Source organism: Phytoactinopolyspora halophila (genome assembly GCF_003287285.1).
Lineage (GTDB): Bacteria > Actinomycetota > Actinomycetes > Jiangellales > Jiangellaceae > Phytoactinopolyspora_A > Phytoactinopolyspora_A halophila.
Window position 1 is genome coordinate 1 of sequence record NZ_QMIG01000050.1, and the last position, 22,938, is coordinate 22,938.

The 22,938-nt window shown below is 67.3% G+C and carries 16 protein-coding genes; 6 read left to right on the forward strand and 10 right to left on the reverse strand.

All coding sequences use genetic code 11. The features are described 5' to 3' along the window. Positions 1-80: 80 nt before the first annotated feature. The gene (locus DPM12_RS22220; protein ID WP_158543012.1) at positions 81-689 is read right to left on the reverse strand and encodes a TetR/AcrR family transcriptional regulator; all 609 of its coding nucleotides are present in this window, start codon (positions 687-689) and stop codon (positions 81-83) included. 158 nt (positions 690-847) lie between these two features. Between DPM12_RS22220 and DPM12_RS22225 the strand changes: the two genes are divergently transcribed. Beyond that, a complete protein-coding gene (locus DPM12_RS22225; protein ID WP_211659248.1) occupies positions 848-1,957 on the forward strand; it encodes an ABC transporter permease in 1,110 nt (369 codons plus the stop codon). Here DPM12_RS22225 and DPM12_RS22230 read toward each other — a convergent pair. After that, a complete protein-coding gene (locus DPM12_RS22230) occupies positions 1,914-2,369 on the reverse strand; it encodes an RrF2 family transcriptional regulator (protein ID WP_112260538.1) in 456 nt (151 codons plus the stop codon). The two genes, DPM12_RS22225 and DPM12_RS22230, sit on opposite strands and share 44 nt — an antisense overlap. 153 nt (positions 2,370-2,522) lie before the next feature. On the opposite strand from DPM12_RS22230, the gene icmA reads away from it, so the two are divergent. The 4 genes from icmA (at position 2,523) to DPM12_RS22250 (ending at position 9,508) form a co-directional block, all read left to right on the forward strand. Continuing rightward, on the forward strand, positions 2,523-4,232 hold the full coding sequence (gene icmA, locus DPM12_RS22235) for a coenzyme B12-dependent isobutyryl-CoA mutase large subunit (protein ID WP_112260539.1): 1,710 nt from the start codon (positions 2,523-2,525) through the stop codon (positions 4,230-4,232). A 212-nt stretch (positions 4,233-4,444) separates the two neighbouring features. Next, positions 4,445-5,380 carry a tetratricopeptide repeat protein gene (locus tag DPM12_RS22240; protein ID WP_112260540.1) on the forward strand — a complete coding sequence of 312 codons (936 nt, stop codon included), beginning with the start codon at positions 4,445-4,447 and terminating at the stop codon, positions 5,378-5,380. A 184-nt stretch (positions 5,381-5,564) separates the two neighbouring features. After that, complete coding sequence (locus tag DPM12_RS24195) at positions 5,565-8,345, forward strand: S8 family serine peptidase (RefSeq protein ID WP_112260541.1); 2,781 nt, start codon at positions 5,565-5,567, stop codon at positions 8,343-8,345. Positions 8,346-8,578: 233 nt separating this feature from the next. After that, entirely contained in the window at positions 8,579-9,508 is a 930-nt protein-coding gene (locus DPM12_RS22250; RefSeq protein WP_123788400.1) for a type IV toxin-antitoxin system AbiEi family antitoxin domain-containing protein, read from the forward strand. Positions 9,509-9,612: 104 nt separating this feature from the next. Here DPM12_RS22250 and glgB read toward each other — a convergent pair whose 3' ends face one another. From glgB to DPM12_RS22270, 4 genes are all read right to left on the reverse strand, one after another. After that, positions 9,613-11,517: a 1,4-alpha-glucan branching protein GlgB gene (gene glgB / locus DPM12_RS22255; protein ID WP_112260543.1), complete on the reverse strand. Its 1,905-nt coding sequence runs from the start codon at positions 11,515-11,517 to the stop codon at positions 9,613-9,615. A gap of 85 nt (positions 11,518-11,602) precedes the next feature. Next, on the reverse strand, positions 11,603-13,021 hold the full coding sequence (locus DPM12_RS22260) for a maltokinase N-terminal cap-like domain-containing protein (protein ID WP_211659249.1): 1,419 nt from the start codon (positions 13,019-13,021) through the stop codon (positions 11,603-11,605). Beyond that, positions 13,018-14,721, reverse strand: coding sequence for a maltose alpha-D-glucosyltransferase (gene treS / locus DPM12_RS22265; RefSeq protein WP_112260554.1), 1,704 nt, complete (start codon positions 14,719-14,721; stop codon positions 13,018-13,020). The genes DPM12_RS22260 and treS overlap by 4 nt, the downstream gene beginning before the upstream one ends. After that, entirely contained in the window at positions 14,718-16,745 is a 2,028-nt protein-coding gene (locus tag DPM12_RS22270; RefSeq protein WP_112260544.1) for an alpha-1,4-glucan--maltose-1-phosphate maltosyltransferase, read from the reverse strand. Before DPM12_RS22270 ends, treS begins: the two co-directional genes overlap by 4 nt. Before the next feature lie 268 nt (positions 16,746-17,013). On the opposite strand from DPM12_RS22270, the gene glgP reads away from it, so the two are divergent. Beyond that, complete coding sequence (gene glgP / locus DPM12_RS22275; RefSeq protein ID WP_112260545.1) at positions 17,014-19,581, forward strand: alpha-glucan family phosphorylase; 2,568 nt, start codon at positions 17,014-17,016, stop codon at positions 19,579-19,581. Here glgP and DPM12_RS22280 read toward each other — a convergent pair. From DPM12_RS22280 to DPM12_RS22295, 4 genes are all read right to left on the reverse strand, one after another. Further along, the gene (locus DPM12_RS22280; RefSeq protein WP_112260546.1) at positions 19,578-20,396 is read right to left on the reverse strand and encodes a hypothetical protein; all 819 of its coding nucleotides are present in this window, start codon (positions 20,394-20,396) and stop codon (positions 19,578-19,580) included. The two genes, glgP and DPM12_RS22280, sit on opposite strands and share 4 nt — an antisense overlap. A gap of 1 nt (position 20,397) precedes the next feature. Further along, positions 20,398-20,946 carry a hypothetical protein gene (locus DPM12_RS22285; protein ID WP_112260547.1) on the reverse strand — a complete coding sequence of 183 codons (549 nt, stop codon included), beginning with the start codon at positions 20,944-20,946 and terminating at the stop codon, positions 20,398-20,400. Next, positions 20,943-21,827 carry a hypothetical protein gene (locus DPM12_RS22290; RefSeq protein WP_112260548.1) on the reverse strand — a complete coding sequence of 295 codons (885 nt, stop codon included), beginning with the start codon at positions 21,825-21,827 and terminating at the stop codon, positions 20,943-20,945. Before DPM12_RS22290 ends, DPM12_RS22285 begins: the two co-directional genes overlap by 4 nt. A gap of 62 nt (positions 21,828-21,889) precedes the next feature. Next, positions 21,890-22,924, reverse strand: a complete 1,035-nt coding sequence (locus tag DPM12_RS22295) for a hypothetical protein (protein ID WP_112260549.1) — start codon at positions 22,922-22,924, stop codon at positions 21,890-21,892. Between the last annotated feature and the right edge of the window lie 14 nt (positions 22,925-22,938).

Below are 22,938 nucleotides of genomic sequence, written 5' to 3' on the forward strand. Positions count from 1 at the left end.
AGACTCCAACCCAGCGGCTCAACCAGCTGCTCATTGCAAGCACCGATTGAACCTGCCATGTGGTCGCTTAATGTTCATGATCAGCGGGAGAAATCAGCGGGCAGCAGGGCGGAGAGGCCGGCGACGTATTGATCGGGCGTCGCGTCGCCGATAACGCACTTCTGAATGATGTATCCCGCCATGATTCCGTAGAACAGCCGGGCGACGTCGTCGGGATCGGCGTCGCCGGCGATGTAGCCGGCTGCCTGCCAGCGCGTGGCCACCTCGGCCCACCTGCGGCGGACGTTGATCCCGACCGCCTCGACCGCGGCACCGATGGCCGGCTCGCGAAGCGCCTCGGACCACATGTGAAGAGCGACTCCGGTGAGGTCCGCCTCCTGGAGCTGATCGATGCGACCGAGGGCATCGACGACGAGGCGCACGCAGGTGTCGGGAGGGGGGATCGGCTCGCTGCGGACGACGGAGTCGAACGCGTCGTCGGCGATCTGGCTGACGTGCTCGGTCGTGGCCTTGACGAGCTCGAGCTTGCTCGGAAAGTACCGGTATACCGCCCCGGCCGAGAGGCCGGACTCGGTGAAGATGTCCTGCATCGAGGTCCCGGGAAAGCCGTTGCGGGCGAAGCAACGCCACGCGGCTTCGAGGATCTGATCGCGGCGGGCGTTGAGGTGGGCTTCGGATACGCGGGGCATGGCCATCACCATAACGAGGTCATCAGCATTATAAAACGAGCATTCGGACTTTTAGAGTCGTCTATTAACTCGGGCATGTCAAGATAAGGCTGCTTGTGACTTGCGATCGCTCGCCCTATGTGAAATAAACGAACGAGCATTCGTTTTAGGAGGAGACGATGGTATCGGACCGCGTCGGAACGCGAGGCACCGAGAACGCCGCGGCCGGGCACGAGCCGTCGCGCCCGGCGAGCCCTCGCGGCGACGTGACAGGGTGGGGCAGGGTCATCGGTACGGCCCTCGGCGTGTCCCTGCTGGTGGGCTTCTTGGTGACCATCTTCGCCTGGCCGGTATCCGAAACCCAGCCACGCGACCTGCCGCTGGCGGTGGTCGGCCCTCCAGAGGCGGTCCAGCAGTTCAGCTCGGAAACAGGCGCGGCCATGCCAGGGGCCTTCGACGTCACGGCCGTCCCCGACGACGAGTCCGCCCGCGAGCTGATCCGCGACCGCGAGGTCTACGGCGCGGTCGTGCTGGACCCCGAGAGCCCACCCGAGCTGCTCGTCGCGTCGGCGGCGGGTCCCGCCGTGGCTCGGCTACTGGAAAACGTGCTGGGGCAGATGGTTGCCCAGGAGAGCGCCCAGGAGAGCGGGGGCACGACGCTGGCTGTGGACGACGTCGTCGCCGTTCCGGAGGACGATCCCCGAGGTTCCGTGTTCTCGGTCGCCGCGTTTCCGATGGTCATGGGCGGCATGCTGGTCGGGACCGTGTTGTCGTTCGGGGTCGCCGGAGTGTGGCGGCGGGTCGCTGGAGCTCTCGTGGCGGCGCCGTTGGCGGGGCTGACCGCCACCCTGGTCGTGCAGGGCTGGCTGGGCGCGCTGCAGGGGAGCTACTGGGCCAACGCGGGTGTGATTGCCCTGGTCGTGGCCGCCATCTCGACGACGCTGATCGGCCTGCACGCGATCCTGGGTCAGCCAGGCATCGGCATCGGCGCGTTCGTCATGCTCCTGCTGGGCAATCCGCTGTCCGGGGTGACCTCCGCACCGGAGATGCTCCCGGCCGGTTGGTCCGACCTGGGACAGATGCTGCCGGCGGGTGCGGGTGCGACGCTGCTGCGTTCCACCGCGTTCTTCGACGGTGCTGCGGCCGGAGGTCCCGCCCTCGTGCTGGCGGCGTGGGTGGCAGCCGGTCTGGTGCTCGTCGTGCTGGGCCGGACGCTGCGGCGACCGGCCGGGGATCACGCCGGCGCTAGCGGCGAGTCCACGAGTCCGGGCGCTCCAGCAGCGCCGTGACCTGCGGGGGAAGGTCACCGGTGAGGACGTCGGCCACGGTGGTGACTTCGAGGACGTCTCGCAGGCTGGCCCGTACGGCTACCCAGACCTGGGTCAGCGCCACGGCCGATCCGGGGTAGGTCGTGTCCTCGGGTGGCATCCCCCGCACCGCCGCGAGCGGGCCTTCGGCCACCCGGACGATCTCGGCCAGGGTGAGCGTGGCCGGGTCGCGGGCGAGCCGGTAGCCCCCGGCGGCGCCGCGCTGTGCCTCGATGATGCCGACGCGGCGCAGATCACCGAGGATCGTCTCCAGGAACTTGCCGGGAATGCGCTGTGCCTCGGCGAGACGTTGCCGGGTAGCCGAGGCAGGCCGCAGCGAGGCGAGCTCGATCGCGGCACGGACGGCGTAGTCGGCGCGGGCGGTGACGTGCACTGTTCGATCCTGCCATCGAGCCCATGATCATGTGCGTTTACCCCGTTGTGTGGGTCAGAAAGTGTTCATGATCATGGGAGAGTGGCATAATTAGTAGGACGTCCAACAATTTGACGTCCTACTATCTGGTGGCGATCCCATCCGGAGGCAATCGTGCAAGCAGAAGAGATCGAAGCCGGGCGGCGTCGCTGGCAAGAACGCATGGCGGCCGCCGTCGAGGCAGGCAAGGTACGAGACGCCGACTTCACGACGCTTTCCGGTGTCGAGGTCGATCCGGTCTATGGCCCCGAACCCGGCGTCGACGATCCCCGATTCGAGCGCATCGGGTGGCCCGGCGAGTTTCCCTACACCCGCGGGTTGTACACCACCGGCTACCGCGGCCGGACGTGGACCATCCGCCAGTTCGCCGGATTCGGCAACGCCCAGCAGACCAACGAGCGCTACAAGATGATCCTGCGTTCCGGGGGTGGCGGGCTGTCGGTCGCCTTCGACATGCCCACGCTCATGGGCCGCGATTCCGACGACGAACGCAGCGTCGGGGAGGTCGGCCACTGCGGGGTGGCGGTCGACTCCGCATCCGACATGGACGTGCTGTTCGACGGCATCCCCCTGGGCGATGTCACCACCTCGATGACCATCAGCGGGCCGGCGGTGCCCATCTTCTGCATGTACGTGGTCGCCGCGGAGCGTCAGGGCGTGGACCCGTCCATCCTCAACGGCACCCTGCAGACCGACATCTTCAAGGAGTACATCGCGCAGAAGGAATGGCTCTTCGGCCCGGAGCCGCACCTGCGCCTCATCGGGGACCTGATGCAGTACTGCGTCGCGAACATCCCCGCGTACAAGCCGCTGTCGGTGTCCGGGTATCACATCCGGGAGGCCGGCGCGACGGCCGCGCAGGAGCTCGCCTTCACTCTCGCCGACGGCTTCGGCTATGTCGAGCTCGGCACCTCGCGCGGCCTCGACGTCGACGTCTTCGCGCCCGGCCTGTCGTTCTTCTTCGACGCGCACATCGACTTTTTCGAAGAGATCGCGAAGTTTCGCGCCGCGCGGCGTATCTGGGCGCGCTGGATGCGTGACGTCTACGGCGCGACGTCGGAGAAGGCGCAGTGGTTGCGGTTCCACACCCAGACCGCCGGGGTGTCGCTGACCGGCCAGCAGCCGTACAACAACGTCGTCCGCACCTCGGTCGAGGCCCTCGCGGCCGTGCTCGGCGGGACCAACTCGCTGCACACCAACGCGCTGGACGAGGTGCTCGCGTTGCCGACCGAACACGCCGCCGAGATCGCGCTGCGCACCCAGCAGGTCCTCGCCGAGGAGACGGGCGTGGTGAACGTCGCTGACCCGCTCGGCGGATCCTGGTACGTCGAAGCCCTCACCGACCGGATGGAGGCCGACGCCGAAAAGATCTTCGCGCGCATCAGAGAACTCGGGGAAAAGGACGCGCGATGGCACCGCGAGTACGGGCCGATGACGGCAGGCATCCTGCGCGGCATCGAGGAGGGCTGGTTCATGTCCGAGATCGCCGATTCTGCCTTCGAGTACCAGCAGAAGCTCGAGAAGGGCGAGAAGAAGATCGTGGGCGTCAACGCCTACCAGGACACCGTCTCGGGTGATCTGGAGATCCTCCGCGTCTCGCATGAGATCGAGGAGCAGCAGCGCAAGGCCCTCGGTGAACGCCGCGCCCAGCGGGACGAGGCCGCCGCGCGTGCCGCGCTGGACACCATGGTGGAGGTGGCACGCACCGACGAGAATCTGATCCCCGCCATGCTCGACGCCGTACGTGCCGAGGCGACGCTCGGGGAGATCTGTGACGCGTTGCGCACCGAGTGGGGAAGCTACCGCGAACCGGCCCGGTTCTGACCGCGATCCCGCTCCTCGACCTGCACGGTTCTCGTGCTGCTGCGTTCACCAGCTCGTCCCGCTGCGTTCGCTGACCGCCCCTCCGGACCGGTTCGGCCCCGGGTAGGCTGGGAGGCGTTACTCCCCGGCGATCGGTGGCGCTGAGCGGTGACGTCCGGTCGTGACGTGGGGTCGTTGTCACTCGCGATCAAGTATCGGGAAGGATGAAGGGCATGAACTCGAAGAGTTTCAGCCGACCCGGTGCAGTGGATCTGTCGTCGCTGAAGAGGAACGGAGGGCAGGGCCAGGCGCCGTCCGGGCAGAGATCGACGGGCGGAGGTCGTGGCGGATTCGTCGTCGACGTCACCGAGGAGACGTTCCAGGCGGAGGTCGTCAACCGATCCGCGTCCGTGCCCGTCGTGATCGATTTCTGGGCGGAGTGGTGCCAACCCTGTAAGCAGCTCTCGCCCATCTTGGAGCGGTTGGCAGCCGAATACGAGGGCCGGTTCGTCCTGGCCAAGATCGACGCCGATGCGAATCAGCGGATCGTCCAGTCGGCTCAGGTCCAGAGCCTGCCGACGGTGCTGGGTGTGCTGCGTGGCCAGGTGGTGCCGCTGTTCCAGGGCGCCGTGAGCGAGGCGGACGCGCGCCGCGTGCTCGACGAGCTGCTCAACGTCGCCGCGCAGAACGGCGTCACCGAACGCGCCGAGCCGATTCCCGGTGCCGATGAGGCATCGGGTGGTGAGGACGAGTCCGGCGACACTCGCTTCGATGCCGCCTACGAGGCGTTGAACGCCGGCGATTTCGACGCCGCGGCCGAGGTGTACCAGCGGGTGCTGGCCGAGTCGCCGGGCGATGCCGATGCCAAGGCGGGGCTGGCCCGTGTGGAGCTGCTCCGGCGTACTCAGGGCATCGACGAAGCGTCGGCGCGTGCCGCTGCCGAGGCGAACCCGACCGATGTCGACGCCCAGCTGGCGGCCGCAGATCTCGATCTGGCACAGGGGCGTGTCGACGACGGATTCGATCGGCTCATCGAGACCGTGCGGCGTACGAGCGGGGACGAGCGCGAGCGCGCGCGGCTCCGTCTGGTCGAGTACTTCGAAATCATCGGTGTGACCGACCCCCGGGTGGTCCGGGCGCGCACGGCGCTGGCCAGCGCGTTGTTCTGAGATAGACCCGGTGTGGATGCGTGACTCGCAGGCTCACTGTACCGTTATGCATTCGTGACCGCCGGAAACGTGTAGAGGGCTTCCGTTGTCACGGTTTGCCCTCTATTTTTTCGGCCTACGCGTCTGTTCGGCGAACCATCTTCGCCTGCGGGCGCGCGTCATCGATCGACGACAAGGAGTGAGTATGACGCGTCCACCACACGGACTGGGCCGGCGCGCCGGGATCCGGCGGCCCGGCACCGGGCTCGTCGCCGGATCCGGGCTACTGGCGTTGCTGCTGGCACCGCTGGGATTCACCGGCTCCGCGGCCGCCTCGGACGAGCGGGCAGACGGCGACGGCTATCTTGGCTCGGCCTCGGACTTCGCCGAGCTAGCACCGGACGACGGCGAGCTCATCCACGAGCCCACCGGTGCCTGGTTTGTCGAGCTGACCGAGGAGCCCACGGCGCAAGGTGGGCAACGCGGGCAGATCCAGCGGCAGCGCAACCGCCTCATGAGCGATGCGACCGACTACAGCGTGGACATGGAGGTACGGCACACCTACGAGCGGCTGTGGAACGGGATCGCGGTCGACGCCTCGGAAACCGACATGGCACGACTCCGGGAATCTCACGAGGTCGCCGCGGTCTATCCCGTCGTCCCCGTGGAGGCACCGGAGCCTCGGGAAGCGACCGAGCCGGCCCTGGAGTCGGCGCTGAGCATGACCGGTGCCGACGTGGTTCAAAGTGAACTCGGTTTCGACGGTTCGGGCCTGCGCGTCGGTGTCATCGACACCGGCATCGATTACGATCACCCGGACTTCGGTGGGGCGGGAGCCGACGGCGGCACCGACTTCCCCAGCGAGCGTGTCCCGCACGGATACGATTTCGTCGGTGACGACTTCAACGCCGATCCGTCGTCCCCGGCCTACCAGCCCGAACCCCAGCCCGATGACGATCCGGACGACTGCCAGGGTCACGGTACCCACGTGGCCGGCATCGTCGGTGCCGACGGTGATCCGCAGGCCGACGAGGCCGGCGTCATCGGTGTCGCGCCGGGCGCGGAGCTGGGCGCGTACCGCGTGTTCGGCTGCGAGGGGTCGACGACGTCGGACATCATCCTGGCGGCGCTGGAACGGGCCCATGCCGACGGGATGGATGTGGTCAACATGAGCCTGGGCGCCGCGTTCACGACGTGGCCGCAATACCCGACGGCGGCGGCCAGCGACGCGCTGGCCGACGAGGGTGTGGTGGTCGTGGCGTCGATCGGCAACAGTGGCGCTGCGGGCACCTGGTCGGCCGGCGCCCCCGGCGTCGGGGAGGACGTGATCGGTGTCGCGTCGTTCGACAACACGCACTTCTCGGCCCGCACGTTCACCGTGTCGCCCGACGACGAAGCCATCCCTTACGGCGCCGCCACGGGTGCTCCGGAGCCGCCCGAAGAGGGCAGCCTGCCGATGTCGCGCACCGGCACACCGGAGGTGGACGACGACGCGTGCGACACCGCGGGTGAGCTGCCGGACCTGACCGGAACGGCCGCACTGATCCGCCGCGGCGAGTGCTTCTTCTACGAGAAGGCGATCAACGCGCAGAACGCGGGCGCCGAGGCCGTCGTGATGTACAACAACGTCCCGGGAAGCTTCTCGCCGACGGTGCAGCCTCCGTCGGCGGACGACCCTCCGGTGGAGATCCCCGTCGTGGCCATCGGCCAGGCCGAGGGGCACGAGCTCGACAGCCGTATCGCCGGCGATGGAACCACCCTGACGTGGACCGACGAGACCCTCGTCGTCGAGAACCCGACGGGTGGGCTGATCTCGTCGTTCAGCTCGTACGGCATGACCGCCGATCTCCAGCTCAAGCCGGACATCGGCGCGCCAGGCGGGCTCATCCGCTCGACATACCCGCTGGAACAGGACACCTACGCGGTGCTCTCCGGGACGTCGATGTCCGGGCCGCACGTGGCGGGCGCGGTGGCGTTGCTGCTGGAAGCGCGGCCCGATCTCGACCCGGCACAGGTTCGTGACCTGCTGCAGAACTACGCCACACCGGCGGACTGGTCGCTGGTGCCAGACGAGGGCTACATCGAACCGGTGCACCGGCAGGGCGCGGGCATGCTGGGCATCGACACCGCCATCCAGGGCGAGGTCTCCATAGCTCCCGGCAAGCTTTCGCTGGGCGACAGCGCCGGCGGCCCGGTCACCGAGACCCTCGACATCCGAAACGACGGCGAATCCGACGTGACCTACGAGCTCTCCCACACGGATGCGATCACCACGGCGGACGTGTTCGTTCCCGGGTTCTTCCTCGGTGGCTCGTCGGTCGACTTCGGTGCGGACACGCTCACCGTGCCGGCCGGGGAGACGGCGGAGCTGGAGGTGACGGTCACGGCTCCCGAAGGCCCCGAGCACGGCCAGTACGGCGGGTATCTGGTACTTACACCGGAGGACGGCGATCCGCTGCGGGTGCCGTTCGCCGGCATGGTCGGCGAGTACCAGGACGTCACCGTCCTCGCCGACGCGGGTGCTGACCTGCCGGAGCTCGCCGGGGTGACGGCGTGTGATCGCTTCGTCGGGCTGGACTGCACCAAGGACGCCGAGTACGAGCTGCTGCCCGATGGCGCGACGTTCGACATGACCGGGCCCGACGACATGCCGGCCATTCTCGTGAACCGGGAGTACCCGGCCGAGAACCTGAAGCTGGAGCTGTTCCGCGCCCGCCCGGACGGCTCGGCGGGACCGCCGTTCGCGGGCCGTTACAACACCGTCCTGTCGCTGGATCACCTGGGCCGGAGCTCCGGGCCTGCCGCGTTCGACGCGTACGTATGGGACGGCACCCGGCCAGTGGGACGTCGCGGCATGTCGGTGGACGTGCCCGACGGTGAGTACGTCCTGCGGTTGAGCGTGCTCAAGCCGATGGGTGACCCGGATAACCCGGACCACGTCGAGACGTGGGACTCGCCGGTCATCACCATCGACCGCGACGGCTGATCAGGTTTGTTCGGTGTGGAGTTTCCGCGCGCCGCGTGTGGCGTTCAGGTCGCTATAGCGACCGGTTCTCTCCGCGCGAGGTGCGGAACTCCACACCGAACACCGTGGCCGGTCGTGCCAGAGTGAGGAATTTGGACTCCGGTCATCCACATGCCTGATGACGAGGATCATCCGGTCCACAGTTTGCCGGAGCGGCCTTCTGCGCCGTGACCATCTCGGCCAGGCTTACCGGCATGATGATTCCGAGCGAGGTGATCGCTCTGGCCGATGCCCAGGATGGCATCGTCACCCGGGCCCAGATACTCGCCGCAGGTATGACCGAGTCGGCGCTCAAGCATGCGAGCAGAACCGGGGGATCGTGGCAGCGAGTCGGACGTGGCATCTACGCCACGTTCACGGGACCACTTCAGCTGCGGCACCGGCTCCGCGCCGCATTGCTCTACGCGGGCCCGGAAGCGATGGTCACGGGCGCGGAAGCGTGCCGTGCGTACGGGCTCGAGTACGTCCCGCACGGCGCCCAGCCGGTGATTCTCGTGCCCGAGTACGTGCACCGCGGCGCCTCGCCGTTCGTTCGTGTTCAGCGGACGCGGCGGATGCCAGAACGTCGCGTGATCAAGGAAATCCCCGTGGCGGCTCCGGAACGCGCCGTGGTGGACGCCTGTCCTGCAGACGTGTCGTTGCGTGCGGCTCGTGCACTGCTGTGTGAAGCGGTACAGAAGGCCATGGCCACGCCCGCCCAGATCACCGATGAGCTCCGGTCCGCGCGCTGGCCGGGTTCCCAGGTGGCCAGGCGCGCGCTGGACGACGTTGTCGTAGGATGCCGCTCCGCTCCGGAGTGCGAGCTGCGCGACGCTATCGCCATGTCATCCGAGCTTGGCGAACCGCTGTGGAACGTACCCCTTCCGGACACCGGTGGAAGGACGCTGATTCCCGACGCGTGCTGGCCCGATGCGCGGGTCGTGGTCGAGATCGACTCTGCCCAGTGGCACCGGTTCGGTGACAGGGTGGAGGCAACGGAACGGCGTAGAGCCGCGTACGCGGCGCTGGGCTGGACGGTCGTGCCGGTATCTCCACGACGGCTGCGTGCCGAACCCGTGGCCGTCCTGGCACAGATCGAGGCGGCGGTTCGCGCCGGTCGCACCCGGCTGGTTGCCGGCGCCTGACGTCTCCAGGTTGTTCGGTGTGGAGTTTCCGCGCGCCGCGCGTGGCGTTCGGGTCGCTATAGTGGCCGTTTCTCCCCGCACCAGGTGCGGAAACTCCACACCGATCACCAAGCTCCGCCAGCGTGGGGTGAGCCGGTATGTGCTTGTGCTGTGGTTGGCGTGGGGCGAAGCCAGAGCGTGCCCAGCGGAGGGAGCCGCAACGTGGTGGAGGCCGGATGGCCATGCCAGGGTTCATCCACGGCTTGCACGCGGCCCCAGTTGCCGACGCCGGAACCGGTGTACACCTCGGCATCGGTGTTGACGAGTTCGTCCCACCCGCCGGTGTAGGGGAGCCCGAGACGGTAACCCTCGTGCGGGACGGGAGAGAAGTTGGTGACGCAGGCCAGGACCGAGCCATCCGAGCCGTAACGCAGGAACGAGAAGACGTTGCCGGGCGCGTCGTTGGCGTCGATCCACCGAAAACCCGCCGGGTCGGTGTCGTACGACCACAGTGCCGGCATGTCCCGATAGACCCGGTTGAGGTCGCCGACCAGCCGTTGCAGCCCGGCGTGGTCGGGGGAGTCGAGCAGCCACCAGTCGAGTTCGCGGGACTCGGCCCACTCCGATTCCTGGCCGAACTCACCGCCCATGAACAGTAGCTGTTTGCCCGGGTGCGCCCACATGTACGCGTAGAACGCCCGCAGGGTGGCCAGCTGCCGCCAGCGGTCCCCGGGCATCTTGCGCAGCAGCGAGCCCTTGCCGTGGACCACTTCGTCATGCGACAGGGGTAAGACGTAGTTCTCGCTGAAGGCGTACATCATCGAGAACGTCATCTGGTGGTGGTGGAACTGCCGGTGAATGGGATCGTGCGAGAGGTAGTCGAGGCTGTCGTGCATCCAGCCCATGTTCCACTTCAGCCCGAAGCCGAGACCGCCCAGATGGGTGGGCTTGCTGACACCGGGCCATGAGGTGGACTCTTCGGCGATCGTGACGATTCCGGGCACCGACTTGTAGGCGGTCGCGTTGGTTTCCTGCAGGAACGAGATCGCCTCGAGGTTCTCGCGCCCGCCGTGCACGTTCGGCAACCAGTTCCCGTCCTCGCGCGAGTAGTCGAGGTAGAGCATCGAGGCCACGGCGTCCACCCGCAGGCCGTCCACGTGGTATTCGGACAGCCAGAACACGGCGTTGGCGACGAGGAAGTTACGCACCTGGGGCCGGCCGAAGTCGAAGACGTAGGTGCCCCAGTCGGGCTGTTCGCCGCGGCGCGGGTCGGGGTGTTCGTACAGCGGCGTGCCGTCGAACGATGCCAGTGCCCAGCTGTCTTTCGGGAAGTGCGCCGGAACCCAGTCGACGATGACGCCGATGCCGGCCTGGTGCAGCCGGTCCACGAGATACTTGAAATCGTCCGGGGTGCCGAACCGCGCCGTCGGGGCGTAGTACGAGGTCACCTGATAGCCCCAGGAACCACCGAAGGGATGTTCGGCGACCGGCAGGAACTCGACGTGGGTGAACCCGAGCTCGGAAACGTAGGTCGTGAGCTCGTCGGCGAGGTCGCGGTAGGAGCGGTCGCGGCGCCACGACCCGAGATGGACCTCGTAGATCGACATCGGAGTGTCATGTGCGGTGTGGTCGTGCCGGGCGGCCATCCACTCGTCGTCGTTCCATGAGTGATGCGACTCGTGGACCACGGACGCTTGCGCCGGCGGCACCTCGGTGCGCCGCGCCATGGGGTCCGCCTTCTCCCGCCACACGTTGTCGGCGCCCAGGATGTGGTATTTGTACAGCGTGCCGTCGCCGATACCTGGGACGAATCCCCACCACACGCCTCCGCCGACGGGTGCCAGCGGCGTCGTGATCCCGTCCCAGTGGTTGAAATCGCCCGCGACGCGCACCTCGTGCGCGTTGGGTGCCCAGACGGCGAAGGTGGTGCCTGCCGTTCCGTCGACGGTGTCGACGTGCGCGCCGAGGACATCCCACAGGCGCTCGTGCCGACCCTCGCCGATGAGGTGCAGATCGATGTCGCCGATCATCTCACGTCCCCAACCTCGATCTCGCGGTGACAAACTCGATGATCATGAACACTAGTAGTCCCATGTGGTCGATAGGTATTCATGATCATGGGGAGGGGGAGGCGGCGAGGCGCTCGACGGCTGCGAGCGGGATCGGCAGCCACGCGGGGCGATACCGGGCCTCGTAGACGACCTCGTAGACCGCCTTGTCGATCTCGTAAGCACACAGGAGCGCGGGATCCTGGCGTGGGTCCGGAGCCCCCGTCGTGGCGTATCCGTCGCAGAAGGCATCGCGGTTGCGCTGCGCCCATTCTGCGGCGCGGTAGCTGATCTGGTCATACGCGGGATCATTGTGTTCATAGTCGGTGATGAGCAGGTACCGGGCCGCGTAGTCGAAGGAGCGGAGCATCCCGGCGACATCACGGATCGGCGAATCGAGCGCCGTGCGCTCGGCCAGCGTGCGTGCCGGCTCACCCTCGAAATCGACCAGCTTCCACCCGACGACGGTACGCAGCACCTGTCCCAGGTGATAGTCACCATGGACCCGCTGGACCGGGACCGGATGGTCCACATAGCGCAGCCGCTCCAGCTGACGGCGCAGGCTGGGCAGGTAGGGCTCCAGCTCGGGTACCACGGTCGCCGCGTGGTCGAGGCGGCCCAGCATGACGTCGGTCTTCTCGGCGAGCGCGGTGCGGTCGAACGTGCCGGTCGGCAGCGCCGCGGCCATGGTCTTGTGCACCTCGGCCGTGGCCTCACCGAGCCGATGCGACTCGGCTGCGAAGTCGCCGCCCACCTCGTCGGCGTGCAGGTCACCCTCGGCGTAGAGATCGCGCACGCTGGCCGCCGCGAGCGCCCACCCATCCGAGGCTGTGGTCAGGTATTTCTGCAGCATCGCCAGGCTCGCCTGGTGCGAGGCGCCGTGCTCATCTGCCCAGCGGCCCTCGATCCACGCGAGCATCGGGGCCACGTACTCACTGCCGGCGCGCGTCAGCGCCGCGTGTACCTCGACGTCGGGATTCATGCCGGCTTGCAGTCGCCGGAAGACTTTCAGGAGTGCGGAGTCGCTGAACGCGAGGGATGTATTGCTCTGCTCGACGGGCAATGCCAGCGCGGCCTCGCCGAACGGGACCTCGGCGTCGGCCTCGCGGTGGAAGGTGAGGTCGCCGACGGCGTGATGCTCGTCGGCGAAACATGCCAGGATCTCGGCGGCTGCGGATTTGTCGTGGAGGGCGTCGTAGACGTGACCGTGGTCGGTTTGCCCGAGATGGACGTATTCGAGCCGGTCGACGAGCTCGGACCGGATCGCCAGGGGAACTTGGTAGATGTTGGTCACGTCCCCCTGGCGAACCTCGACGAGAACGTGCCACACCCGCGGGCTCTCGGCCCGCAGCAAGGTGGCGGACGCGATCCGGAGGCCGTCGACATGCGCGCGCCCGGCAAACCACCGCTGGTGGGGCAGCCAGTCCGCGAGCAGCTCTACAGCCTGGACCAGTGTCTCGTCGTGTGGTGTCTCGTCGGTGATCACGGCATCCCTTCCTCCGGCACTTCCTGTAACCGGAACCAGTAGAAGCCATGCCCGCCGATCGTCAACAGATACGGCAGCTCCCCGATCAGCGGGAAGCGCACGCCGCCGAGCAGCTCGACGGGCTGCATCCCCTCGTAGCGGCGCAGGTCGAGCTCGACCGGTTGCGGGAAGCGCGACAGGTTGTTGACGCACAGCACGATGTCGTCGCCGAACATCCGGACATACGACAGGATCGTCGGGTTGGAGCCGCCGAGATCGACGAAGTCGCCCAGCCCGAAAGCGGGATTCTGCTTGCGGACCTCGATCATGCGCCGCGTCCAGTGCAGCAACGACGACGAATTCGTCATCTGGGCTTCCACGTTCGTCACCTGGTAGCCGTAGACGGCGTCCATGATGACCGGCAACGTGAGCCGGCCGGGATCCGAGGTGGAGAAGCCCGCGTTGCGGTCCGGTGTCCATTGCATGGGCGTGCGCACGCCGTCGCGATCTCCGAGCCAGATGTTGTCGCCCATGCCGATCTCGTCACCGTAGTACAGCACCGGTGAGCCGGGCAGCGACAGCAACAGGGCGGTGAACAGCTCGATCTGGTTGGTGTCGTTCTCCAGCAGTGGTGCCAGGCGGCGGCGGATGCCGATGTTGGCCTTCATCCGCGGGTCCTTGGCGTACTCGTTCCACATGTAGTCGCGATCTTCGTCGCTGACCATTTCGAGGGTGAGTTCGTCGTGGTTGCGCAGGAACACGCCCCACTGACAGCCCGACGGGATGGTGGGCGTTTGAGCCATGACCTCGCTGACCGGATAGCGCGACTCGCGCCGCACGGCCATGAAGATGCGTGGCATCACGGGGAAGTGGAACGCCATGTGACACTCGTCGCCGCCGACGCTGGGGTCGCCGAAATACTCGACGACGTCGGTGGGCCACTGGTTGGCCTCGCACAGCAGCACGGTGTCCGGGTACTCGTCGTCAACGACCTTGCGGATCTGCTTCAGGAAGGCGTGCGTGGCCGGAAGGTTCTCGCAGTCGGTGCCTTCCTTCTCGTAGAGATAGGGGACCGCGTCGAGCCGGAATCCGTCGACCCCCATGTTGAGCCAGAACCGCAGCGCGTCCATGATCGCGTCCTGCACCGCCGGGTTCTCGAAGTTGAGATCGGGCTGGTGGCTGAAGAAGCGATGCCAGTAGTACTGCTTGCGCACGGGATCGAACGTCCAGTTGGACTGCTCGGTGTCGACGAAGATGATCCGCGCGTCCGGATAGCCGGAGTCGTCGTCGGCCCAGACGTAGAAATCGCCGTACGGCCCGTCCGGATCGTGCCGGGACGCCTGGAACCACGGGTGCTGATCGCTGGTGTGGTTCATGACGAAGTCGATGATCACCCGCATGCCCCGCTGGTGGGCCTCGTCGATGAAGTCGACGAAGTCGTCGAGCGTGCCGAACTCGGGCAACACATTCTTGTAGTCGGCGACGTCGTAGCCGCCGTCACGCAGCGGCGACGGGTAGAACGGCGGAAGCCACAGGCAGTCGACGCCGAGCCACTCGAGATAGTCGAGCTTCTCCATCAGGCCGCGGATGTCGCCCACGCCGTCGCCGTTGGAGTCCTTGAACGAGCGGACCAGGACCTCGTAGAAGACCGCCCGCTTGAACCACTCCGGATCGGTTCCGCTCGCGGGCAGACGCCGCCGATCGTGCAACGTATCGGTCATGAGCGCCACCGCCGGACCGTCAGCACGTGGGCGGACTCCACGGCGGGGTCGAGACGGACGTAATTGTGCTCGCCCCAGTTGTACGTGGCTCCGGTCAGCTCGTCATGCGCGGCGAAGCGTTCGTGCCAATCCATGCCGAGTTCGGGCATATTCAGCGACACCGTGGCTTCACGGGGATTGTGCGGGTCGAGATTGACAACGGTCAGCACGATGTCCTCTTCGTCGTTTTCGTCGTCTGTGGTCTTCCCTGCGGTGCCGGTCCGCTCTCGCTTCGAGAAGCACAGCATCTCAGGGTTATCGATGTCATGGAAACGCAGGTTGCGTATCCGATGCAGGGCGGGGTGTGCCCGCCTGATGGCGTTCAGCTGGGTGATGTACGGCGCGAGCGACTGACCCTCGCGGGATCCCCCCGGCTCGTACGCCTCCCAGTCCCGAGGCCGGTACTGGTACTTCTCGGAGTCGAGATACTCCTCGCTTCCAGGACGCACGGCCACGTGCTCGAAAAGCTCGAATCCAGAGTACATGCCCCAGGTTGGGGAAAGTAGCGCGCCGAGGGTGGCGCGTACCTTGAATGCTGCCGGCCCTCCGTACTGCAGGTAGGCATGCAGGATGTCCGGCGTGTTCACGAACAGGTTGGGGCGCATGTAGTGCGCCGCGTCGCGCAGCTCGGTCAGGTATTCGACCAGCTCGTCCTTGGCATTCTTCCACGTGAAGTACGTGTAGGACTGCTGAAAACCGATTTTGGCGAGGGTGTGCATCATGTCGTGCCGCGTGAACGCTTCGGACAGGAAGATCACGTCCGGATCGGTTCGGCGGATGTCCGCGAGCAGGCGGTGCCAGAAGTTCACCGGCTTGGTGTGCGGGTTGTCGACCCGGAAGATGCGCACGCCGGAGCCCATCCAATGCCGGACCACCCGGCGCACCTCGGCGTAGATGCCCTCCGGATCGTTGTCGAAGTTCAGCGGGTAGATGTCCTGGTACTTCTTGGGCGGGTTCTCGGCGTAGGCGATGGTGCCGTCGGCGCGCGTGGTGAACCACTCCGGATGTTCGGTGACCCACGGGTGATCCGGAGAGGCTTGCAGGGCCAGATCGAGAGCGACTTCGAGTCCCAGCTCCCGGGCGCGTGCGACGAAGCCGGCGAAATCGTCCAGGTCCCCGAGATCGGGGTGCACGGCGTCGTGGCCGCCCTCCGATGAGCCGATGGCCCACGGCACGCCGGGGTCGTTCGGACCGGCGGTGAGGGTGTTGTTCGGTCCCTTGCGGAACGTGGTGCCGATCGGATGGATCGGAGGCAGATAGACGACGTCGAATCCCATGTCCGCGATGGCGGGCAAGCGCTTGGCGGCCGATGTGAACGTTCCCGACGTCCATGAACCGTCCTCGTGGCGTACGGCGCCCTCGGAGCGCGGGAAGAATTCGTACCACGCTCCGTAGAGCGCCCGTTCCCGCTCGACGAGTAGCGGGAACGGGCCGGCTTCGGTGACGTGATCCCGCAGCGGGTCCGCAGCGAGGATCTGGAGGACCGTGGAATCGAGCGCGGACGCGAGCCGCACCTCCGGTGGGCGGCTGGTATCGCGGACGGCGCGTGCGGCGGTGCGCAGGTGACTCCGCTCGTCCGTCCGGCCGCGGGGCAGGTTCGTGGCAGCCCGCTCCAGCAGGAGTGCTCCTTCGGTGAGCATCAGCTCGACATCGGTCCCAGTCTCGATCTTGATCTCGGCCGCGTGCCGCCAGCTGGAAAACGGGTCGCCCCATCCCTCGATGGTGAACGACCAATCGCCCGGCGCATCCGGCGTCAACTCGGCACGCCAGCGATCCAGGTGCGGCGGCCCGGTACGCGTCATGTGCACGCACTGACGTGCCTTCCCCGCCGGATCCTTCAGCACGGCGCTCGCCGCGACGGCGTCGTGCCCCTCGCGAAACACCGTGGCCGAGACCTCGAATGTCTCGCCGACCACGGCTTTCGCGGGGTATCGCCCACATTCGATGTGTGGGGCGACATCCAAGATCGGGATACGTCCAGTCATCAGGGTCAACGCTACCCAGTTCTCGATGTTCTCAGTGCACCGATGCGGCTTTCGGCGTGGCCCCGGGATACCGCCCGTGCAGTGCGATGATCGGGGACATTATGCATGATCATCTCGGATGTGTGGCCAGGGGCGAGATGAACTGGATGAAGGCCCGAGCAACGACCACATGAAGGCCCGGGCAAGGACTGGCTCTTTCGGGCGATCGCCATCTCACGGATCGGGTCCACATTTGTTTGTCGCGCGGAACCGACTAACGTAGCCCGTCGTGCGAGCAATACGACGGCTGACCGTGCGGACCGTGCTGCCCGAGCCACTGGCTCCGCTGGGCGAGCTGATGACAAACCTGCGCTGGTCGTGGCACCAGCCCACCCGCGAGCTGTTCGCGGCTGTGGAACCACGCGTGTGGGAGCAGGTCCACCATGACCCGGTACGACTGCTGGGAGAAGTGCCCCCGGAGCGGCTCCAGGAGCTGGCAGACGATCCGAAGTTTCTCGATCGGGTCCGTTCACTGCACGAGGACCTGCAGCGCTATCTCACCGAACCGCGCTGGTACCAGGAAAACGACGGCGAGCTGCCGGCGGCTATCGCCTACTTCTCGCCCGAATTCGGTATCACCCACGTGTTGCCGCAATATTCGGGCGGGCTCGGCATCCTTGCCGGCGATCACCTCAAAGCCGCCAGCGATCTCGGCGTGCCGATCGTCGGCGTCGGCTTGCTCTACCGGTACGGCTACTTCGTCCAGTCGCTCTCGCGTGAGGGCTGGCAGCAGGAGCGCTACCCGATCTCCGATCCGGACAACCTCCCCCTGACGTTGCTGCGCGAGGCCGACGGTACGGCGGCACGGGTGCGGATCGGCATGCCGGGCGGACGTACCTTGGCGGCGGCGATCTGGCTCGTGCACGTGGGGCGCGTCCCGCTGCTGTTGCTTGACTCCAACGTGGAGGAGAACGGTACGGCGGAGCGGGAGGTGACCGACCGGCTCTACGGCGGCACCGGCGAGCACCGGCTGCTACAGGAAATGTTGCTGGGTATTGGCGGCGTGCGGGCCCTGCGCGTGTACAGCAGAGTCACCGGTGCGCCGGCTCCCGAGGTCTTCCACACGAACGAGGGCCACGCCGGATTCCTGGGCCTGGAGCGCATCCGCGAACTGACGGAAGAGGCCGGCGTCGAGTTCGACGCTGCCATGGAAGCCACCCGATCCGGCACGGTCTTCACGACACACACCCCGGTTCCGGCGGGCATTGACCGGTTTCCCAGGGAGCTGATCGAACAGTACTTCGGGGGTGACAACGCCAGCCGTGGCGTGCCGGTCGAGCGCATCCTCGCGCTGGGGTCCGAAGACTACGAGGGTGGCGATCCGGGCGTGTTCAACATGGCCGTCATGGGGTTGCGGCTGGCCCAGCGCGCCAACGGCGTCAGCCAGCTGCACGGCCAGGTCAGCCGGGAGATGTTCTCCGGGTTGTGGCCCGCGTTCGACGACAAGGAGGTCCCCATCGCGGCCGTCACCAACGGTGTGCATTCACCGACCTGGGTGGCGCCGGAGGTGATGACGCTCGGCGAGCAGAATGGATCCGACGCGACGGCTCTGACCTCGGGAGACTGGGAGAGTATCGTCGCGCGGATCCCCGACGATCAGATCTGGTCGACGAAGCGGTTGCTGCGCCAGCGCCTGGTCGAGGACGCTCGCGCCCGGCTGCGCGCATCCTGGCGGCAGCGAGGTGCCACCGAGGCGGAACTCGGCTGGATCGACGACGCGCTCGATCCGGACGTCCTCACCATCGGCTTCGCACGCCGGGTGCCGTCGTACAAGCGCCTCACGCTGATGTTGCGCGATCCGGACCGGCTGAAGTCGTTGCTGCTGCATCCCGAGCGCCCGATCCAGCTCGTCATCGCCGGCAAGGCACATCCGGCCGACGATGGGGGCAAACGGCTCATCCAGGAGATGGTGCGGTTCGCCGACGACCCCGAGGTGCGGCACCGGATCGTCTTTTTGCCCAACTACGACATGGCGATGGCGCTGCCGCTCTACCCGGGATGCGACGTGTGGCTGAACAACCCGCTGCGGCCCTACGAAGCGTGCGGGACGTCGGGCATGAAGGCCGCGCTCAACGGCGCGCTCAACCTGTCGATCCGGGACGGCTGGTGGGATGAATGGTTCGACGGCGAAAACGGCTGGGCCATTCCGTCCGCCCAGGGCGTGGAGAACACCGACCACCGCGACGACCTGGAGGCTGCGGCGCTCTACGACCTGATCGAGAACGAGGTCGCGCCGCGCTTCTACGATGTGAACCGCGACGGCGTGCCCAGCCGCTGGGTGGAGTTGATGCGGCACACGCTGACGTCGCTCGGTCCCAAGGTCCAGGCGACGCGAATGGTGCGCGAGTACGTGGAGCAGCTCTACCGTCCCGCCGCCCGGGCGGGTCACCAGCTCAATTCCGACTACGACGGTGCCGTGGAGCTGGCGCGGTGGAAGCAGCACGTCCGCTCCGTCTGGCACGAGGTGGTGATCGAGCACGTGGAAAGCGACACCACGGGCGTGTTCGAGCTGGGCGAGTCGCTGCGGCTGCGGGTCTTCGTGTTTCTCGGGTCGCTCACCCCGGACGACGTCGACGTTCAGGTGTTGCATGGCCGCGTCGACGAGTCGGACGAGCTGCGTGATCCGCATGTGACGTCGCTGACCGTCACGGAAAGCTACGAGCCGGGACGGCACCGCTTCGACGGGGACGTGATGCTCGACCAGACGGGAGCCTTCGGATACACCGTGCGGATCGTGCCCAGGCACGAGCTTCTCGGTAATGGCTCCGAGCTGGGTATGGCGACCCTGCCCCACTAGTTGAGGGCGCGCTCCAGCATGTCGACGATCCCGTTCCACAGCGCGAGGGAAGGCAGCGCGTGCAGGACGACCTGCTCGCCGTCGGCCACGACCTGGCGGTGACCTGCGTTTCCCGCGTCCAGCACCAGCACGGTGTCGGTGGTGGGGCTGACCGTGAGGCCCCAGGTGAACATGGGCTCGTTCCAGATCTCCACCAGCCGGGGATGGGCGTCGTCCGGTGGCGGCGTGGTGTGATCGACCAACCGGCGGTGAAAGAGCTCCGCCGGCACGGTGAGAGTGAGGGGTTCGAAGACGCGCCGGGGGGTGAGCATCACCCAGCGAGCGGCGGCGACGGGTGGCCAGTCGCGCGGCACGATCCTCAGCTCGCGCCGCTGACCGGGCGGGGTCTGGTGCGATGCCATGGCTTCGGCGGTCGGTTCGACGCCGGCCCACGGCGGATCGCTGCGGAACAACACGGCGCACTCGTGCCCGATCCACGCGCGAAAGTGCCGGGGAGCGGGCCCGACTGCGGCCTCGATGTCGAACGTGCACAGCGCGTTGCGGACTGCCTCGACGGCGGGACGGGCGTTCTCGGGGACATCCCCGTCCTCGGTGAGCAGGCCGTGCGCGTGTAGCCGCTCGGCTTCGGTTCGTGACGAGGCGTCCAGCCGCGACAGCGGATGCGTCTCTACCGATGCGTCGAGCCAGAGTTTCAGGCCGTCGGGGGTGAGCCACAGCCGCCCGGTGTTGTGATCGAATCGCGCACGTAGCTCGGCGAGCCGCGCCTGTTGTTCCTCGTGGTCCAGATCCAGGGGAGAGCGATGGGGTGGCTTCATGTCACACCGCCTCCCCGTCGCGAACGAGGCTGGATGCCAGGGTGAGGCCGGCCGCGGAGTGCGCGAAGATGTCGCTTGCCCACAGATACTGTTCGAGCGAGCTGGTTCCGGTGAACACCGTAGCGACGCCGGTGTCGGCGATCGCCCAATACTGCTGTGCCACCAGCGTGTATGTGCCGTCCCGATAGCCGGTCACGACCCGGCGGCCCTCGAAGCCGCCGACCCAGAGCGGGTCGATCGCCAGAACGTGCGCGTCCGTCAGGGTGGCCCGGATTCCGGCGACGAGTTCACGGGTGTACTCCCGGATGCCGCTCAGCCCGTCTGGCGGGTGCTCGACGGTGAGAGCGATGGTCGGGTGAAAATCCCCTGGCCGATCTCCGGGCGGGCATATCATCGTGATGATCGCTGGCGCCTCCGGATCGGTATGCACCCACCAGCCGTCCGGGACGAGAACCTCCAGGCCGATCGCGGGAATGCCGGTGCTCTTCCAGTCACTGGCTTCCCGGAAAGCGCGGGGATCGTACCATTCCCCCAGGTCATCCGAGCTCATGTCGCGGTTGTCCAATCTGTTCGTCTCCATTGACCGTCAATGGTGTGGCGTAGCCGGCGTGGGCGCTGGGCCTTGCCGAGCGCGTCACGAAGCTGCTGGGGGTCAGCGCTCTCGACGACGATCTCGATCGGGCCAGCACCGGGTACAGTACCGACCCGCACCGTCAACGTCGTCCCGTCTGGTCCACTTTCGATGTCCTCCGGGTGGATTTGGTGGGGAATCACCACGAACCAGTTGTCGCGGTGGCGCGCGTCTTCTGCAGGTGCCTGGACGAACACGATGGTGCCGGCGTCGACGAGAAGTTCCCCACGGATCGGCTCGGGCAGTGCCGCTGTCAGGCCGGTCTCGCGGTCCGGTAAGGGCCCCTGGATCCGGGCTGGTAGCCGCAGCCGCGGCCGGACGTGCATGCCCGTCATGGCCAGGGCGTTCCACTCGCTGTCCGTCACGGGCGCCGGCCGGCGCCAGGTGACCACGGTGCGCCCGTCATCCAGGCGAGTCGTGTCGGCCCGGAGCCGGGCGTTCCGATCTCCGGCGCGGTAGAGCTTCGAATTCGCCAGCAACGCGCGCCGCCACCGGGGTACGAGCTGGGGCGGCATCCAGAAGAAGAACAGGAGGCCGAGGACCACCGCGACGAGGCCGGTGGCCCCGAGTGCCGTGCCGGCCGAGTTCGCACCGTCATCGGAAGCTTCCTGCAGTGGAATGCCCGCGAGCAACACGAGCAGGCCCAGGGCGATCCATCCGACCGCGAACGCCCCGTATCGCATGCCGAGCCCGCGGTAGATCCAGGAGCGGTAGCGCCCCCGGTAGGCCCCGAGCCCGGGCATGCCCAGTGCCACGGCGAACAGCATGGCGATGAGCAGCCCGGCCGTCGCGTCTCCCACGTTTCAGCTCACTTCCTCGTGTACGGGCGGGTTGTTCGCCATGGCCTCTCCTCCGGTGGCACTCAGCCGAACAGCGAGTTCCAGCCGCTCGCCACGGCATCGCCGATACCCTTGCCGACGTCCTTGATCGCCTGTCCGGCTTTCGCTCCGTACTCCCGGACCGCCGAACCGGCCTGGCTGCCCGCCCATGCGCCGGCGACACCGCCGATGACTCCGCCGACGGCCGCGCCGATCGCCGTTCCGGGGCCGGGACCGAAGAGGCTACCGAAGGCGCCGCCGATGGCAGCGCCACCCTTCGCTCCGACCCACGCTCCGGCGGCGGCACCTCCAGCGGTGACCGTCGCGGCGCCGGTGGCCCGGGAGACGCGATCATCGGTGGCCATGTCCGGGTGGTAGCGCTGGTCCTGTTCCCATTGGCCCGTGTAGTTGTCATAGGCCGTGAGCCCGGTGCCGACGACGGTCAGCCCGCGTGCGCCCCACTTGGCCCACCCCGGCGGGCGGATCGGGGTGTTGCGGAAGCGGCCGGCGCGCCGCGCGTCGTCACCGTACCCGGCGGGCGGTGTGGCCACGTTGCGAAGGGCCATGTCGTCGGCGACATTCTTCGGGATCAGCAACCCGCTCGGGCGCTGCACCACGGAGGTTCCGTTGACGGTGCCCGCCGACGGCAGCCCGCTCCGGACGTTCGACGTCAGCGGCACGGGCGTGTTCGGGGCGGCGACGTAGTAACCCCTGCCGTAGCGTTCCATGAGCCCTGCCGGCAGACCGATGGTGAACGCTCCGGTCTCGTTGGAGAACGGATCGCCGAGATTCTCCAGGTTCGGCAACCAGTACTCGAACATCGCCAGCTGGGACAGGTCATCGATGGGCTTCTGGTTGGTCACGTAGTCGATGGCCTTGCCCTGCGCCCGCCCGGCTTCCTCGATGAGATCTCCGGCGATGGATTCGGCCCGGGACTTGGCGCTGGGTCCCCCACCAACCAGATCGGATACATCATCGATGACGGTCTGCGCGTTGCCACCGATCTCGGCGATCGTGTCGCAGGCACCGATGGTGTCGGCGCTCATCTCCATGAGCTTGTCTGGGTCAATCGCGGCCACGGATATACCATAAT

Coding starts and splice junctions, on each gene's coding strand:
- DPM12_RS22270 (WP_112260544.1), bottom strand. CDS start 16,745: ATGACTGGACGTATCCCGATCTTGGATGTCGCCCCACACATCGAATGT.
- DPM12_RS22240 (WP_112260540.1), top strand. CDS start 4,445: ATGAACTCGAAGAGTTTCAGCCGACCCGGTGCAGTGGATCTGTCGTCG.
- DPM12_RS22220 (WP_158543012.1), bottom strand. CDS start 689: ATGCCCCGCGTATCCGAAGCCCACCTCAACGCCCGCCGCGATCAGATC.
- treS (WP_112260554.1), bottom strand. CDS start 14,721: ATGACCGATACGTTGCACGATCGGCGGCGTCTGCCCGCGAGCGGAACC.
- DPM12_RS22285 (WP_112260547.1), bottom strand. CDS start 20,946: ATGAGCTCGGATGACCTGGGGGAATGGTACGATCCCCGCGCTTTCCGG.
- glgB (WP_112260543.1), bottom strand. CDS start 11,517: ATGATCGGCGACATCGATCTGCACCTCATCGGCGAGGGTCGGCACGAG.
- DPM12_RS22250 (WP_123788400.1), top strand. CDS start 8,579: ATGATGATTCCGAGCGAGGTGATCGCTCTGGCCGATGCCCAGGATGGC.
- DPM12_RS22280 (WP_112260546.1), bottom strand. CDS start 20,396: ATGAAGCCACCCCATCGCTCTCCCCTGGATCTGGACCACGAGGAACAA.
- DPM12_RS22225 (WP_211659248.1), top strand. CDS start 848: ATGGTATCGGACCGCGTCGGAACGCGAGGCACCGAGAACGCCGCGGCC.
- DPM12_RS24195 (WP_112260541.1), top strand. CDS start 5,565: ATGACGCGTCCACCACACGGACTGGGCCGGCGCGCCGGGATCCGGCGG.